The 14,721-nt window shown below is 69.5% G+C and carries 12 protein-coding genes; 6 read left to right on the top strand and 6 right to left on the bottom strand.

What is annotated here, in order from left to right:
- Positions 1–280: 280 nt before the first annotated feature.
- From ABZU99_RS12375 to ABZU99_RS12360, 4 genes are all read left to right on the top strand, one after another.
- Positions 281–1,072, top strand: coding sequence for a TraR/DksA family transcriptional regulator (locus ABZU99_RS12375; RefSeq protein ID WP_355939367.1), 792 nt, complete (start codon positions 281–283; stop codon positions 1,070–1,072).
- A gap of 74 nt (positions 1,073–1,146) precedes the next feature.
- Entirely contained in the window at positions 1,147–1,728 is a 582-nt protein-coding gene (locus tag ABZU99_RS12370; RefSeq protein ID WP_355939370.1) for a signal peptidase II, read from the top strand.
- A gap of 85 nt (positions 1,729–1,813) precedes the next feature.
- A complete protein-coding gene (locus ABZU99_RS12365; protein WP_355939373.1) occupies positions 1,814–2,749 on the top strand; it encodes an RluA family pseudouridine synthase in 936 nt (311 codons plus the stop codon).
- Entirely contained in the window at positions 2,746–3,213 is a 468-nt protein-coding gene (locus ABZU99_RS12360) for a GNAT family N-acetyltransferase (protein ID WP_355939376.1), read from the top strand. The genes ABZU99_RS12365 and ABZU99_RS12360 overlap by 4 nt, the downstream gene beginning before the upstream one ends.
- A gap of 80 nt (positions 3,214–3,293) precedes the next feature.
- Here ABZU99_RS12360 and ABZU99_RS12355 read toward each other — a convergent pair whose 3' ends face one another.
- The gene (locus tag ABZU99_RS12355) at positions 3,294–4,424 is read right to left on the bottom strand and encodes a mechanosensitive ion channel domain-containing protein (RefSeq protein WP_355939842.1); all 1,131 of its coding nucleotides are present in this window, start codon (positions 4,422–4,424) and stop codon (positions 3,294–3,296) included.
- 139 nt (positions 4,425–4,563) lie between these two features.
- Between ABZU99_RS12355 and ABZU99_RS12350 the strand changes: the two genes are divergently transcribed.
- Entirely contained in the window at positions 4,564–5,154 is a 591-nt protein-coding gene (locus ABZU99_RS12350; protein WP_355939378.1) for a dienelactone hydrolase family protein, read from the top strand.
- Between the two features lie 15 nt (positions 5,155–5,169).
- On the opposite strand, the gene ABZU99_RS12345 is transcribed toward ABZU99_RS12350, so the two are convergent.
- From ABZU99_RS12345 to ABZU99_RS12325, 5 genes are all read right to left on the bottom strand, one after another.
- Positions 5,170–6,813: an alkaline phosphatase D family protein gene (locus ABZU99_RS12345; protein WP_355939381.1), complete on the bottom strand. Its 1,644-nt coding sequence runs from the start codon at positions 6,811–6,813 to the stop codon at positions 5,170–5,172.
- A 122-nt stretch (positions 6,814–6,935) separates the two neighbouring features.
- The gene (locus ABZU99_RS12340) at positions 6,936–7,769 is read right to left on the bottom strand and encodes a DsbA family protein (RefSeq protein WP_355939384.1); all 834 of its coding nucleotides are present in this window, start codon (positions 7,767–7,769) and stop codon (positions 6,936–6,938) included.
- A 64-nt stretch (positions 7,770–7,833) separates the two neighbouring features.
- On the bottom strand, positions 7,834–8,514 hold the full coding sequence (locus tag ABZU99_RS12335) for a hypothetical protein (protein ID WP_355939387.1): 681 nt from the start codon (positions 8,512–8,514) through the stop codon (positions 7,834–7,836).
- Positions 8,515–8,577: 63 nt separating this feature from the next.
- Positions 8,578–9,513: a thioredoxin domain-containing protein gene (locus ABZU99_RS12330; protein WP_355939390.1), complete on the bottom strand. Its 936-nt coding sequence runs from the start codon at positions 9,511–9,513 to the stop codon at positions 8,578–8,580.
- A 51-nt stretch (positions 9,514–9,564) separates the two neighbouring features.
- Positions 9,565–10,890, bottom strand: coding sequence for a DUF2252 domain-containing protein (locus ABZU99_RS12325; RefSeq protein ID WP_355939393.1), 1,326 nt, complete (start codon positions 10,888–10,890; stop codon positions 9,565–9,567).
- Between the two features lie 214 nt (positions 10,891–11,104).
- Between ABZU99_RS12325 and dnaE the strand changes: the two genes are divergently transcribed.
- On the top strand, positions 11,105–14,650 hold the full coding sequence (dnaE, locus tag ABZU99_RS12320) for a DNA polymerase III subunit alpha (RefSeq protein ID WP_355939396.1): 3,546 nt from the start codon (positions 11,105–11,107) through the stop codon (positions 14,648–14,650).
- Positions 14,651–14,721 lie beyond the last annotated feature (71 nt).

The following is a 14,721-nucleotide window of genomic DNA, read 5'->3' as shown; positions in this document are numbered from 1 at the left end:
ATTTCCGCGCTGCGCCGAGTGAGGTACGGGCCCACCGGGAGATGACCCGAATGGCGATACGCCGGGTGCTGCAGTCCGCGGGACCCGGGGCGTCACTCTCCCGTAACGGATCCCGGCCGGATTACCGGGCGACGAGGGGGGCACAACGGTGGAGACCGGATTGTCGTACGGGCAAGCCGGGCGAATCGGGCGGCGAGCCCCGTTGCCGCGTGCCCGGAGTCGATTTATCGTTCCGGAACGATTCGCGAGCAAGATCACAATATGTGAAGGGGCCGCGGCCATGGTGGCTAGGAAGACCGCCGTGCAGAAGAGCACGGCGCAGGCGACGAAGGCCGCGCCCGCCAGGAAGAGCGCCTCGGGTTCGGGCGAGAAGGCCGTGAAGCAGACCGCGGCGGCCGCCAGGAACGCCGCCGGGGCGACCGCGAAGGCCGGGAAGAAGAGCGCACCGACGAAGAAGGCCACCGCGTCCGCCGGAAAAAACGCCAAGCCGGTCGCGGCGGCCAAAAAAACCACAGCCAAGAAGGCCGCATCCGCCAAGAAGGCGGTGCCCGCGAAGAGGACGGGAGCCAGGAAAGTGGTTGCGAAGAAGAACCCGGGTGGTGCGCCGACCGAGAAGAAGGCCACAACGACGGCGTCCCCCTTGCCCAAGGCCCGTGCGGCGGGCAACCCCGTCGACCCCAGCGAGCTGCCGGTACGCCCCGGAGAGGATCCCTGGTCCGCGGAGGAGGTGGACGAGGCGCGCAGCGAGCTGCTGACCGAGACCGGCCGGTTGCGCACCGAGATCCTCGCCTCCGAGGAGGCGATCACCGGGCTGATGCGGGACTCCGGGGACGGTGCGGGCGACGATCAGGCCGACACCGGGACCAAGAACATCACCCGCGAGCACGAGATGGCCCTGGCGGGCAACGCCCGCGAGATGCTGCTCCAGACCGAGCGCGCCCTGGAGCGGCTGGACGCCGGGACGTACGGGCTGTGCGAGAGCTGCGGCAAGCCGATCGGCAAGGCCCGGATGCAGGCGTTTCCGAGGGCCACCCTGTGCGTCGAGTGCAAGCAGCGCCAGGAGCGCCGCTGACCCTCCGCACGAGTGTGCCGTACTCTCGTCCTCAGCCAGGGGGAGACTGGCCCGGACGATGTTGAGGGACTCACGTGACAGAGGCGGAGCAGGCCATCGGTACGCCAGACGCGGGGAAGGCCGAGGAAGGCGCCGGGCCCAGCGCTGACACAGCCGCGGACGGAAGCAGGGGGAAGCGCCGGATCGGGGTGCTCCTGGCGGTCGCCGCCTTCGCGTACCTCCTCGACCTGGTCAGCAAGCTGGCCGTGGTCGCCAAGCTGGAGCATCACGCGCCGGTGGAGGTGGTCGGCACCTGGCTGCAGTTCGAGGTGATCCGTAACCGGGGCGCGGCCTTCGGCTTCGGCGAGGCCATGACCATCGTCTTCACGGTGATCGCGGTCGGGGTCGTCGTGGTGATCGCGCGGCTGGCCCGCAAGCTCTACAGCCTGCCGTGGGCCATCGCGCTCGGAATGCTGCTCGGCGGGGCCTTCGGCAACCTCACCGACCGGATCTTCCGCACCCCCGGAGATTTTCAAGGGGCGGTCGTGGACTTCATCGCGCCCGCCCACTTCGCGGTCTTCAACCTCGCCGACTCGGCGATCGTCTGCGGCGGCTTCCTGATCGTCATCCTGTCCTTCCGCGGTCTGGACCCGGACGGCACGATCCACAAGGACTGACTTCCGGCCGCCGCCCGGCCGGGCCCGTACGGCCGGCCTGCGACAGGCGTACGAACCGGGGCTCGCGGTCCGGCATACTCGTCGGGTGAGTATTGAGATCCGCACCCTGCCCGTACCCGACGGCCTCGAGGGTGAGCGCGTCGATGCCGCGATCGCCCGCATGTTCGGCTTTTCGCGGACCAAGGCGGCCGAGCTGGCCGCCGCCGGGAAGGTGCAGGTCGACGGCAGCGTCGCCGGGAAGTCCGACCGGGTCTCCGGGGGAGCCTGGCTCGAGGTCGAGATGCCGCAGCCCGCGCAGCCGGTGCGGGTCGTCGCCGAGCCCGTCGAGGGCATGGAGATCGTGCATGACGACGACGACATCGTGGTGATCGTCAAGCCGGTCGGCGTCGCCGCCCACCCCAGCCCCGGCTGGACCGGCCCCACCGTGATCGGCGGGCTCGCCGCCGCCGGCTTCCGCATCTCCACCTCGGGCGCCGCCGAGCGGCAGGGGATCGTGCACCGGCTGGACGTCGGCACCTCCGGGCTGATGGTCGTCGCCAAGTCCGAGCGCGCGTACACCCTGCTCAAGCAGCAGTTCCGGGAGCGTACGGTCGACAAGCGCTACCACGCGCTGGTCCAGGGCCATCCCGACCCGCTGAGCGGCACCATCGACGCGCCGATCGGGCGCCATCCGCAGCACGACTACAAGTGGGCGGTGACGGCCGACGGCAAGCCGAGCGTCACCCACTACGACCTCATCGAGGCGTTCCGGGCCGCGAGTCTGCTGGACATCAAGCTGGAGACGGGCCGCACCCATCAGATCCGCGTCCATATGGCCGCCCACCGCCATCCGTGCGTCGGCGACCTGACCTACGGCGCCGACCCCACGCTCGCCAAGCGGCTCAAGCTGACCCGGCAGTGGCTGCACGCCATGCGGCTCGGCTTCGAGCACCCGGGGCACGGCGGCTGGGTCGAGTTCGAGAGCCCGTACCCGGAGGATCTGCGGCAGGCGCTGGACACCGTGCGGGCGGAGAGCGCGTGATCCAGGTGGTGGCGCCCGACGGGGATCTGTCGGCCTGCTTCGCGGTCCGGCGCGAGGTCTTCGTCGTCGAGCAGCGGATCCCCGAGGCGGAGGAGATGGACGCGTACGACGCGCACGCCGTCCACCTCCTCGCGACCGACCCGACGGGCCGGCCGGTGGGCACCGCCCGCTTTCTGCACGGCGCCGCCGCGGACAAGAAGTACGCCCACGCGGGCGTCGACGGCGCCACCACGGCCGTCCTCGGCCGCCTCGCCGTCACGGCCGCCGCGCGCGGCACGGGCCTGGGCGCGGCGCTGGTCCGCGCCGTCGAGGAGGAGGCCCGCCGGCGCGGCCTCGCCGAGGTCTACCTGGAGGCCCAGACCCATGCCCTCGGCTTCTACGAGCGGCTGGGGTATGTGGCGCACGGCCCCGAATTCGACGAAGGCAGCGGCATCCCCCACCGGGCAATGCGCAGGCCGCTGTAGCGGGGGCGCGCCGGCCAGGGGCTCCGCCCCTGGTCCCGATCCGGGGTTCTGCCCCGGGTCCGGGGCTGCGCCCCGGCCCTTCAGCCGCGGCCGGAGTGGGGGGCTTCCTTGCGGAGGTCGTTGTCGAAGCGGGCGAAGTGGTCCTTGCGCTCCGGCTCGCGGTGGGGGACCGGCTGGACGACGGCCGGGGCCGTCGCTACGCGGGGCAGCGCGTACGGATGCTCGTCCCGCAGCCACGTGATCATCTTCTCGCGCACCTCGCACCGCACCGTCCACGCGTCGTCCGAGTCCCGCGCGGTGATCAGCGCGCGGACCAGGATCGTGCTCGGGGTGGTGTCCGTCACCACCAGGCTCCAGTCCCGGCCGTCCCACGCCGGGGACTTCTGCACGAACTCGCGCAGCCGCTCCCGCATCTCCTCGATCGGGGCGCTGTGGTCGAGGTGGAAGAAGACCGTGCCCATCTTCTGGGTGCCGCCCCGCGACCAGTTCTCGAAGGGCTGGCTGGTGAAGTACGACACCGGCATGGTGATCCGGCGCTCGTCCCAGGTCCGGACGGACAGGAAGGTCAGCGTGATCTCCTCGACCGTGCCCCACTCGCCGTTCACGACCACCGTGTCGCCGATCCGCACCATGTCGCCGAAGGCGATCTGCAGCCCGGCGAAGAGGTTGCCCAGCGTGGACTGGGCGGCGATACCGGCGACTATGCCGACGAGGCCCGCGGAGGCCAGCATGGACGTGCCGACGGTGCGCATCGCGGGGAAGGTCAGCAGCATGGCCGAGATCGCCACGACCCCCACGACGGCCGTCACCACGCGCTGGATCAGCGTCACCTGGGTGCGCACCCGGCGCACCCGCGCCGCGTTGTGGGCGCTGGCGGCGTAGCGGGAGTACGAGGACTCCACGATCGCCGATGAGACCCGCACCACGAGCCAGGCGGTCGCCGCGATCAGCGCCAGCGTGAGCAGCTGGGAGACGGCCGAGCCGTGGTCTTGGACGATCTTCGCCCGTGTCTTGTCGTACGAACCGCTCAGCAGCGCCGTGCACACGGTCACCTGCAGAGGGAGCCGACAGCGGCGCAGCAGGCCCCACAACGGGGTCTCACGGTGCCGGGCGTCGGCCCTCCGCAGCAGCCAGTCGACCGCCCAGCCGATGAACAGCGTGATGGCCAGCGAGCCGCCGATGACGACGAGCGGACGCAGTACGTCCTCCATTGACACTTAGCTCATCCTTCCTTCCGGGAGTCTCCCGGGTGTCCCGTCTTCCCTGGATCAGGCTTCCCCAGACCGTAACTGGCACGATGGGATCAGCGCGATCCATGAACAGGACGCGTTCCGCACACGGAAAGGGAAAGTGACCGCGGTGGCCGGTGCTTCGACGATTCTGCTGTTCCACTCCACGTACGGGCTGCGGCCCGCGGTGCGCGCGGCGGCCGACCGGCTGCGCGCGGCCGGGCATGAGGTGATCGTGCCCGATCTGTTCAAGGGGCGGACGGCCGGGACCGTCGAGGAGGGCATGGAGCTCCGCGACGAGATCGGCCGGGAGGAGCTGCTGAAGCGGGCCATCACGGCGGCGGCGCCCCATTCGGACCGGGGGCTGGTCTACGCGGGCTTCTCGCTCGGCGGGTCCATCGCGCAGAACCTCGCGCTGGGTGACGACAAGGCGCGCGGGCTGCTGCTGCTCCACGGCACCTCGGACATCGCCGACGACGCGGCGGCCGACGATCTGCCGGTGCAGCTGCATGTGGCCGACCCCGACCCGTTCGAGCCGCACGACTGGCTGAACGCCTGGTATCTGCGGATGCGGCGGGCCGGGGCGGACGTGGAGGTCTTCCGCTACCCCGGGGCCGGTCATCTGTACACCGACCCGGAGCTGCCGGACTACGACGAGGAGGCCGCCGAGGCCACGTGGCGGGTGGCGCTCGGCTTCCTCGCCGATCTGTGAGGGGTGGCCCGCGGGTCAGCGCACCGGCTTGTCGGCGCGCTCGATCCGCTGGGTGCCCGACGGCGTACGGTACGACCGGACCCAGGCCGAGGTGGCGTGCGGGTCGGTGCGGTCGGAGACGGTGTAGTAGTCCATCTGGGCCCGCTCCGGCGTGACATCGAGCACTCCGTAGCCATGGGAGTCCATGTCCACCCACTTCACATGGCGGTTGGCGGCCCTGATCGCGCCGGCCGCGGCCAGCGACACCGTGTGCGGCGCCACATGCAGGAGATCGTCGAGGTTGTCGGAGGACACCGAGGTGACCACGAACTCGGTCGCGGCCGACGTCGAGGACGGGTAGCTGGCGGCCTTGACCGGGACGTCGTTGGCCCACGCCATATGGATGTCACCGGTGAGGAAGACCGTGTTGTCGATCGCCTGGCCGGTGAGATGGGCCAGCAGCTCGCGGCGGTCGTCCGTATAGCCGTCCCACTGGTCGGTGTTGATGGCCAGCCCGCCCTTGGGCAGCCCCAGCAGCTCGGCGAGCGGGCCCAGCACATCGGCGGGGACGGAACCGAAGGCCACGGGCGAGATCATGACCGAGTTGCCCACCAGACGCCAGGTGGTGTTTGAGGCGCTCAGCCCCGACTTGAGCCAGTCCAGCTGGGCGCGCCCGGTGAGCGTACGGTCCGGGTCGTCCACCGTGCCACTGCCGACGGAAGCCTGCTGGGAGCGGAACGAGCGCAGATCCAGCAGATGGAGGTCGGCGAGGGTGCCATAGCGCAGCCGCCGGTAGGTGGTGCCCTGGGTGGAGGGGCGCACCGGCATCCACTCGAAGTACGCCTGCTTGGCGGCGGCCATCCGCTGCGCCCACGCGCCCTCGGCCTCGGGGGAGTGGTTCTCCGCGCCGCCCGACCAGGCGTCGTTGGCGAACTCGTGGTCGTCCCAGATGGCGATGAGCGGCAGCGCGGCGTGCAGCGCCTGGGCGTCGGCGTCGGTCTTGTACTTCCCGTGCCGGGTGCGGTAGTCGGCGAGGGTGATGATCTCGTGGGTGGGGGCGTGCTGCCGGACGACGTACTTCTGGGACGGATACTCGCCGCTCTTGTACTCGTAGATGTAGTCGCCGAGGTGGAGCACCGCGTCCAGGTCGGTGCGGGCGGCCAGATGGCGGTACGGGGAGAAGTAGCCCGCCTCCCAGTTGGCGCACGAGACCACGCCGAAGCGGACGCCGTCCGGGCCCGCGTCGTGGGCCGGGGCGGTGCGGGTGCGCCCCACCGGGGAGCGGACGCCGCCGTCCACGGCGAAGCGGTAGAAGTAGTCGGTGGCGGGTCGCAGTCCGCGCACATCGGCCTTGACGGTGTGGTCGGTGCCGGCGGTGGCCTTGACGGAGCCATGGGCGACGACCGTACGGAAGTTCTGGTCCTCGGCGACCTCCCAGGTCACCTCCAGGACCGGACCCAGCCCCGAGCCGGGTACGGCGTCCGGGGTGGGCGTGATACGGGTCCACAGCAGGATCCCGTCGGGCAGCGGGTCGCCGGAGGCGACGCCGTGCACAAAGGCGGGGCCGGTGGCGGCGTGGGCGGTGAACCCGGGGGCGAGGGGCAGCAGGGCGGCGGTGGCCGCAGCGGCCGTGACGGCACTGCGGCGCGATATGTGGTGGTCGGTCACGGCCGACGACATTACTGGTAAGTATCCCCAGGGGACAGGGACTTGGGGTATGTTCGCCCACTCGTCGCCGCCGTGTCACCGGCGAATCGGCGGGCGCGCCGTCAGGGCACGCCCGCCGATCCCGGTGTGGTGGGTTACTTCTTCAGCCCCTGCTGGACGAGCGGGGTGAACTGGTCGGGAGTCATCGGCGGGTTGCCCTGCGCGTTCGTGACCAGCTTCTTGCCGTTGAGCTTGAAGGTCGGCGTGCCGCTGACGTCCTTGGTGCGGTCGAAGGTCTTGGACATGGCCAGCGCCCACCGGTCGTAGGTGCCGTTCTTCACGGCCTTCTGGAAGCTCTTGTTGCCCTTGAGCTCCTTGACCTCCTGAGCGATGGAGATCAGCTTCTGGTCGTCCGCGAAGGAGTCCTTGGTCTCCTCCGGGTGGTTCTTCTGCGAGTAGAGCGCCGTCTTGTAGTCCAGGAAGGCGTCCGGGCTGACGTCGAGGGCGGCGCCCAGCGCGCTCAGCGCGTTCTTCGAACCGGCGGCGGGCATCTGCTTGTTGTTGTCGAGGAAGGTGCCCATCGTGAACTGCGCCTTGAAGGTGCCGTCCTTGATGTCCTTGAGCACGGTCTTGCCGGTGAGCTGCTCGAACTGGGCGCAGACCGGGCAGCGCATGTCCTCGTAGACATGCAGGGTGTTCTTGGCCTTCTTCTCGCCGATGACAACCGTGGTGCCCTTGGCGCCGGTGGTGTGGGCGGGCTTCACCAGCTTCTTCTTCTCGGCGGCCGCTATCCACTTCTGGCTGACGTTGTCGCTGTTCATCTGGGTGACGGCGTAGCCTATGCCGCCGGCTATCGCGAGGACCGCGACGACCCCGCCGCCCACGAACAGCTGGCGGCGCATCCGGTCCTTCTTGGCCTGGCGCTCGCGCTCGGCGCGCAGCCGCTCACGCGCGGCCTGCTTGTTCTGGTGGTTGTTGCGGTTGCTCATGGTTGATCGATTCTCCGTCGTTGTGCGTCGTCGGTAATGCGTACGGGGGTGTGGACCGCTGTGCTCAGACCAGGGCGGGGCGGGGCGGTCCACGACGCACGACGGAGTGCCCGAGCAGAGGGAGCCCCGGCGCCGGACGCACCGGGCGCACGGGCCGTACGGCCGGGCGCGGGGCCCGCGTGGCCGCGGTGACCGCCGCGACCGCCAGCAGCAGCGGCCGGAAGGCGAAGCCGGCCAGCGCGCCCAGCAGCCGGCCCACGGCGGCCTCACCGCGCCGCAGCCAGGCCGAGGCGATCAGGCCCACCGCGATATGCCCGGCGAGCAGCAGCCAGGGCGTGGCCGAGCTCACGGCGGACGTCAGCGGGGTGCCGGTGCCCGGCTGGGCGACCCGAGCCAGCGGGGTGCCGACGTCGCCGCTGCCGCACAGCAGATTCACGCCCATGGAGCGCAGGGAGCCGGCCACCGGGCCGCCGGAGTGCCCGTAACAGGCGTCCTGACCGGTGGTGAAGATCGTGTCGGCGGCGAGCTCCAGCGGGACCAGCAGGGCGGCGATGCTCCAGAAGCCGCGCTCCCGGCCCGCGAGGGCGTACGCGAGGGCGAAGACGGCGACCGAGAGCGCCCCGACGGTGCTCAGCGGCAGCGGCGTGTGGGACAGCAGGACATGGGACGCCGAGGACAGGGTGACGCACAGCGCTGTGAAGAGCGCCGCGCGCACGGTCCTCAGCTGTGGTCCGGTGCCGTCCATAGACCTCGCATTTTGCCACGATCGGGTGTAGGGGTGCCATCAAGAGCGGACCCGCCCGGGTGGCTATCCGCCGCCCAGCCGCTCGTTCACCGCCTGGGTGAATTCCGTCGCGGTCATGGGGGCGCCGCCGCTGTCCCCGGTGAGGTCGGTGCCGTCGAGCCTGACGGTGGGGGTGGCGTTCACTCCGGACTTGCCGAAGGTTCCGACCATCTTGTGGGCCCAGTCGTCGTAGGTGCCCTCGGTCACGTCCTTCCGGAAGGAAGCGCTGTCCTTCAGGGCGGGCACCTCCTTGGCCACGGTCAGCAGATAGCTGTCGTCGGCGTACGCGTCCTTCGACTCCTCGGGGTGGTGGTCCTCGGACATCAGGGCCGCCTTGTAGTCCATGAAGGCGTCCGTGCTCACGTTCAGTGCCGCGCCGAGCGCGCTCAGTGCGTTCGTGGAGCCGGTGCCGCCCAGGTGTGTGCTGATGAGGGAGGCGAAGTGGAAGGACGCCTGGTACTTGCCGGCCTTGATGTCCTTGGCGATGGCCGGGCCCACGCCCTGCTCGAACGTGGCGCACGGCGGGCAGCGCACATCCTCGTAGACGTCGAGGGTGTGCCCCGTGCCGTTCTTGCCGATCAGCACGGTGGTGCCGTCCGGCCCGGAGCTGTGGGCGGGGGTGGCGAGCTTCCCGCTGCCGCTGCCGCCGGAGCCCCCGCTGCCACCGGAGCCGCCCGAGCCGCCGGATTCCGCCGCTCCCGGGAGGGAGGGCCGGGACGCGGAGGCGCCGTCGCGGGTGGAGCCGCCGCTGCCGTCATCCGTGATCACGAGAACGGCGGCGACCACGGCGGCGGCCGCCGCCACCGCCACGACGGCCGTGAGCCCGGCCCTGCGCCGCGGGTCCCCCCGCGGCGGGAAGCCTGGCGGCCCGTTCGGCGGCGGCGGTGGGTACCCCGGCTGCTGATGCGGATGGTGCTGCGGGTTCTGCTCGCCCCCCGGCGGCTGCTCTCCAGGCCACATGGCCGACAACGATAGAGGGCCGAGCAGGACCGCGGCGAACGCAGGAGGAGCTCAGAGCCCCGGAATCCGGCCGTTGCGGAAAAGGTCCACAAAGATCTGGTGGTCGGCCCGGGCGCGGGCGCCGTAGGAGTGGGCGAAGTCCACCAGAAGCTCCGAGAACGCCTCCTCGTCGGCGGCGATCACCGCGTCGATGGCGCGCTCGGTGGAGAACGGCACCAGCGAGTGGCCGCTCTGGTCGTCGGCGGCGGCGTGCATGGTGGCCGTCGCCCGCCCCAGGTCGGCCACGACCGCCGCGATCTCGGCCGGGTCGTCGATGTCCGACCAGTCGAGGTCCACCGCGTACGGCGACACCTCGGCGACCAGCTGCCCCGCGCCGTCCAGCTCGGTCCAGCCCAGCCACGGGTCGGCGTGGTCCTGCAGCGCGCGCTGCGAGATCACCGTGCGGTGGCCCTCGTGGCGGAAGTACGACCGCACCTGCTCATCGGTGATGTGCCGGGAGACCGCCGGGGTCTGCCCCTGCTTCATGTAGATCACCACATCGTTCTCCAGGGCGTCGCTGTTGCCCTCCAGAAGGATGTTGTACGAGGGCAGCCCGGCGCTGCCGATGCCGATGCCCCGGCGGCCGACGACGTCCTTGACCCGGTAGGAGTCCGGCCGCGCGAGACTGGACTCGGGGAGCGTCTCCAGATAGCCGTCGAAGGCGGCCAGGACCTTGTAGCGGGTGGCCGCGTCCAACTCGATGGATCCGCCGCCGGCCGAGAAGCGGCGCTCGAAGTCGCGGATCTCGGTCATCGAGTCGAGCAGCCCGAAGCGGGTCAGCGAGCGGGCGTCACGCAGCGCGTCCAGCAGCGGACCCTCGGCGGTCTCCAGCGTGAAGGGCGGCACCTCGTCGTTCTTGGCGCCGGTGGCCAGCGCGTGGATCCGCTCGCGGTAGGCGGTCGCGTACGTCCGCACCAGCTCGGTGATCATCTCGTCGCTGAGCGCCTTGGTGTAGCCGATGAGTGCTACTGAGGCGGCGAAGCGCTTCAGGTCCCAGGTGAAGGGGCCGACGTACGCCTCGTCGAAGTCGTTGACATTGAAGATCAGCCGTCCGTTGGCGTCCATATAGGTGCCGAAGTTCTCCGCGTGGAGGTCGCCGTGGATCCACACCCGGCTGGTGCGCTCGTCCAGGTACGGGCCACCGGCGCGCTCCCGCTCCACGTCGGAATAGAACAGGCAGGCGGTGCCGCGGTAGAACGCGAACGCCGAGGCGGCCATCTTCCGGAACTTGACGCGGAAGGCGGCCGGGTCGGCGGCGAGCAGCTCGCCGAAGGCGGTGTCGAATACGGCGAGAATGTGCTCGCCGCGCTGCTCCGCCTGGGTCTGCTGGGTCGACATCGCGGGACGCCTCCTGAGGGCATGGGGGATCGGGCCGGGGTGACAGATACGACAGGGTATTTCCCTCCCGCCGGGCGCGCCGGTGGAGCGGACGACCCGTGGGGATCAACGCCTGAGGCTACTCGTGAGTGCCCCGCCGCTGTCAGTGCGGAGGGGTAACCTTCGGAGCTGTCTCGCCATGCCGTCATCGATTGTTCGCCGGAGGTCTGCCACCGTGACCAAGCCGCCCTTCACGCACCTGCATGTCCACACCCAGTACTCGCTGCTGGACGGTGCGGCGCGGCTCAAGGACATGTTCAACGCCTGCAATGAGATGGGCATGACCCACATCGCCATGACCGACCATGGCAACCTCCATGGGGCGTACGACTTCTACCAGCAGGCGACGGGTGCGGGGGTCACCCCCATCATCGGGATCGAGGCGTATGTCGCGCCCGAGTCGCGGCGCTACAAGCGGCGTGTCCAGTGGGGCCAGCCGCACCAGAAGCGCGATGACGTCTCCGGTTCCGGCGGTTACACCCACAAGACGATCTGGGCGGCGAACAAGACCGGTCTGCACAATCTCTTCCGGCTCTCCTCGGACGCCTATATGGAGGGCTATTTCGTCAAGTGGCCCCGGATGGACAAGGAGACCATCGCCCAGTGGTCCGAGGGGCTGATCGCCTCCACCGGCTGCCCGTCGGGTGAGCTGCAGACCAGGCTGCGGCTCGGCCAGTTCGACGAGGCCGTCAAGGCCGCCTCCGAGTATCAGGACATCTTCGGCAAGGACCGGTATTTCCTGGAGCTGATGGACCACGGCATCGAGATCGAGCGCCGGGTCCGGGACGGGCTGCTGGAGGTCGGCAAGAAGCTGGGCATCCCGCCGCTGGTCACCAATGACTCGCACTACACGTACGCGCGCGAGTCCGAGGCGCACGACGCGCTGCTCTGCGTCCAGACCGGCAAGAACCTCTCCGACCCGGACCGCTTCCGCTTCGACGGCACCGGCTACTACCTGAAGTCCACCGACGAGATGTACGCCATCGACTCCTCGGACGCCTGGCAGGAGGGCTGCCGCAACACCCTCCTGGTCGCCGAGCAGATCGACAACACCGGGTGGTTCGAGAAGCGCGACCTGATGCCGCGCTTCGACGTCCCCGAGGGGTACACCGAGGTCACCTGGTTCCAGGAGGAGGTCAAGAAGGGGATGGCCCGCCGCTTCCCGGGCGGGATCCCCGAGGACCGTCAGAAGCTCGCCGAGTACGAGATGGACGTCATCATCCAGATGGGGTTCCCCGGCTACTTCCTCGTGGTCGCCGACTTCATCATGTGGGCGAAGAACAACGGCATCGCGGTCGGCCCCGGCCGTGGCTCCGCGGCGGGCTCGATCGTCTCGTACGCGATGGGCATCACCGACCTCGACCCCATCGAGCACGGCCTGATCTTCGAGCGGTTCCTCAACCCCGAGCGCGTGTCCATGCCCGATGTCGACATCGACTTCGACGAGCGTCGGCGCGGTGAGGTCATCCGGTACGTCACCGAGAAGTACGGCGCCGACAAGGTCGCGCAGATCGGTACGTACGGCACCATCAAAGCCAAGAACGCGATCAAGGACTCGGCCCGGGTGCTCGGCTACCCGTACGCGATGGGCGACCGGATCACCAAGGCGATGCCCGCCGACGTCCTCGGCAAGGGCATCCCGCTCTCCGGCATCACCGACTCCAAGCACCCCCGCTACAGCGAGGCGGGCGAGGTGCGCGGGATGTACGAGAACGAGCCGGATGTCAAGAAGGTCATCGATACCGCGCGCGGCATCGAGGGCCTGGTCCGCCAGATGGGTGTGCACGCCGCCGGCGTCATCATGTCGAGCGAGACGGTCACCGACCATGTGCCGGTGTTTTCGCCGAAGAACGATGGCCAGGTCGTGACGCAGTGGGACTACCCCACCTGTGAGTCGCTCGGCCTGCTGAAGATGGACTTCCTCGGCCTGCGCAACCTCACGATCATGGACGACGCCGTCAAGATGGTGAAGGCCAACAAGGGCGTCGACCTCAAGCTGCTCGACCTGTCGCTCGACGACCCCAAGACCTTCGAGCTGCTCTGCCGCGGTGACACCCTCGGCGTCTTCCAATTCGACGGCGGCCCCATGCGCTCCCTGCTGCGCATGATGAAGCCCGACAACTTCGAGGACATTTCCGCCGTCTCGGCCCTCTACCGGCCGGGCCCGATGGGCATGAACTCGCACATCAACTACGCGCTGCGGAAGAACGGGCAGCAGGAGATCACCCCGATCCACCCCGAGCTGGAGGAGCCGCTCAAGGAGGTCCTCGGGATCACCTACGGCCTCATCGTCTACCAGGAGCAGGTGCAGAAGGCCGCCCAGGTGCTCGCCGGCTACTCGCTCGGCCAGGCCGACCTGCTCCGCCGTGCCATGGGCAAGAAGAAGCCCGAGGTGCTGGAGAAGGAGTTCGTCAACTTCCAGCAGGGCGCCCGCGAGAAGGGCTACTCCGACGAGGCCATCCAGGCGGTGTGGGACGTGCTGGTCCCGTTCGCCGGATACGCGTTCAACAAGGCGCACTCCTCCGCGTACGGCCTGGTCACCTACTGGACCGCGTACCTCAAGGCCAACTACCCCGCCGAGTACATGGCGGCGCTGCTCACCTCGGTGCGCGACGACAAGGACAAGTCCGCGGTCTACCTCAACGAATGCCGCCGCATGGGCATCAAGGTGCTCACGCCGAACGTCAATGAGTCCGAGGCCAACTTCACCGCCCAGGGTGATGATGTGATCCTCTTCGGCCTCACAGCGGTCCGTAACGTCGGTCAGAACGTGGTGGAAGCGATCATCCGTGGGCGTAAGTCCAAGGGAAAGTACACCTCCTTCCCCGACTACCTCGACAAGGTCGAGGCGGTCGTCTGCAACAAGCGCACCACCGAATCGCTGATCAAGGCGGGCGCCTTCGACGAGATGGGCCACACCCGCAAGGGCCTCATGGCGCACTACGAAACGATGATCGACAACGTCGTGGCGGTGAAGCGCAAGGAGGCCGAGGGCCAGTTCGACCTCTTCGGCGGCATGGGCGGCGACGACGGGGGCGGCGACGGACCGGGCTTCGGGCTCGACATCGAGTTCTCCGACGTCGAGTGGGACAAGACATATCTGCTGGCCCAGGAGCGCGAGATGCTCGGCCTGTATGTCTCCGATCACCCGCTGTTCGGTATCGAGCATGTGCTGAACGAGAAGGCGGATGCCGCGATCTCTCAGCTCACCGGAGGTGAGCACGCGGACGGCGCGATCGTGACCATCGGCGGCATCATCTCCGGCCTCCAGCGCAAGATGACCAAGCAGGGCAACGCCTGGGCCATCGCCACGGTGGAGGACCTGGCCGGCTCGATCGAGTGCATGTTCTTCCCGGCCACCTATCAGCTGGTTTCCACCCAGTTGGTCGAGGACGCCGTCGTCTTCGTCAAGGGCCGGCTCGACAAGCGCGAGGACGTCCCCCGGCTCGTCGCCATGGAGCTCATGGTCCCCGATCTGTCCGAGGCATCGGCCAACGCGCCCGTGACGATCACCATCCCGACCGTCAAGGTCACCCCGCCGCTGGTCGAGAAGCTCGGCGAGGTGCTCACCCACCACCGTGGCTCCACCGAGGTGCGGATCAAGCTCCAAGGGGCGCGGAAGACCACCGTGCTCCGGCTCGACCGGCACCGGGTCACCCCCGACCCGGCGCTCTTCGGCGATCTCAAGGTGCTGCTGGGGGCGTCCTGCCTGGCGGGCTGAGCGCCCGTACGAGTTGACCCATGAGTGAGGGGCGCGCCCGGAACGGGCGCGCCCCTCAACCGCGCGATGCA

The organism is Streptomyces sp. NPDC005266 (genome assembly GCF_040607655.1).
In the GTDB taxonomy this organism is placed as follows: domain Bacteria; phylum Actinomycetota; class Actinomycetes; order Streptomycetales; family Streptomycetaceae; genus Streptomyces.
The sequence above is the reverse complement of the archived record's forward strand: the minus strand, read 5'-3'. Positions and strand labels throughout refer to the sequence as shown.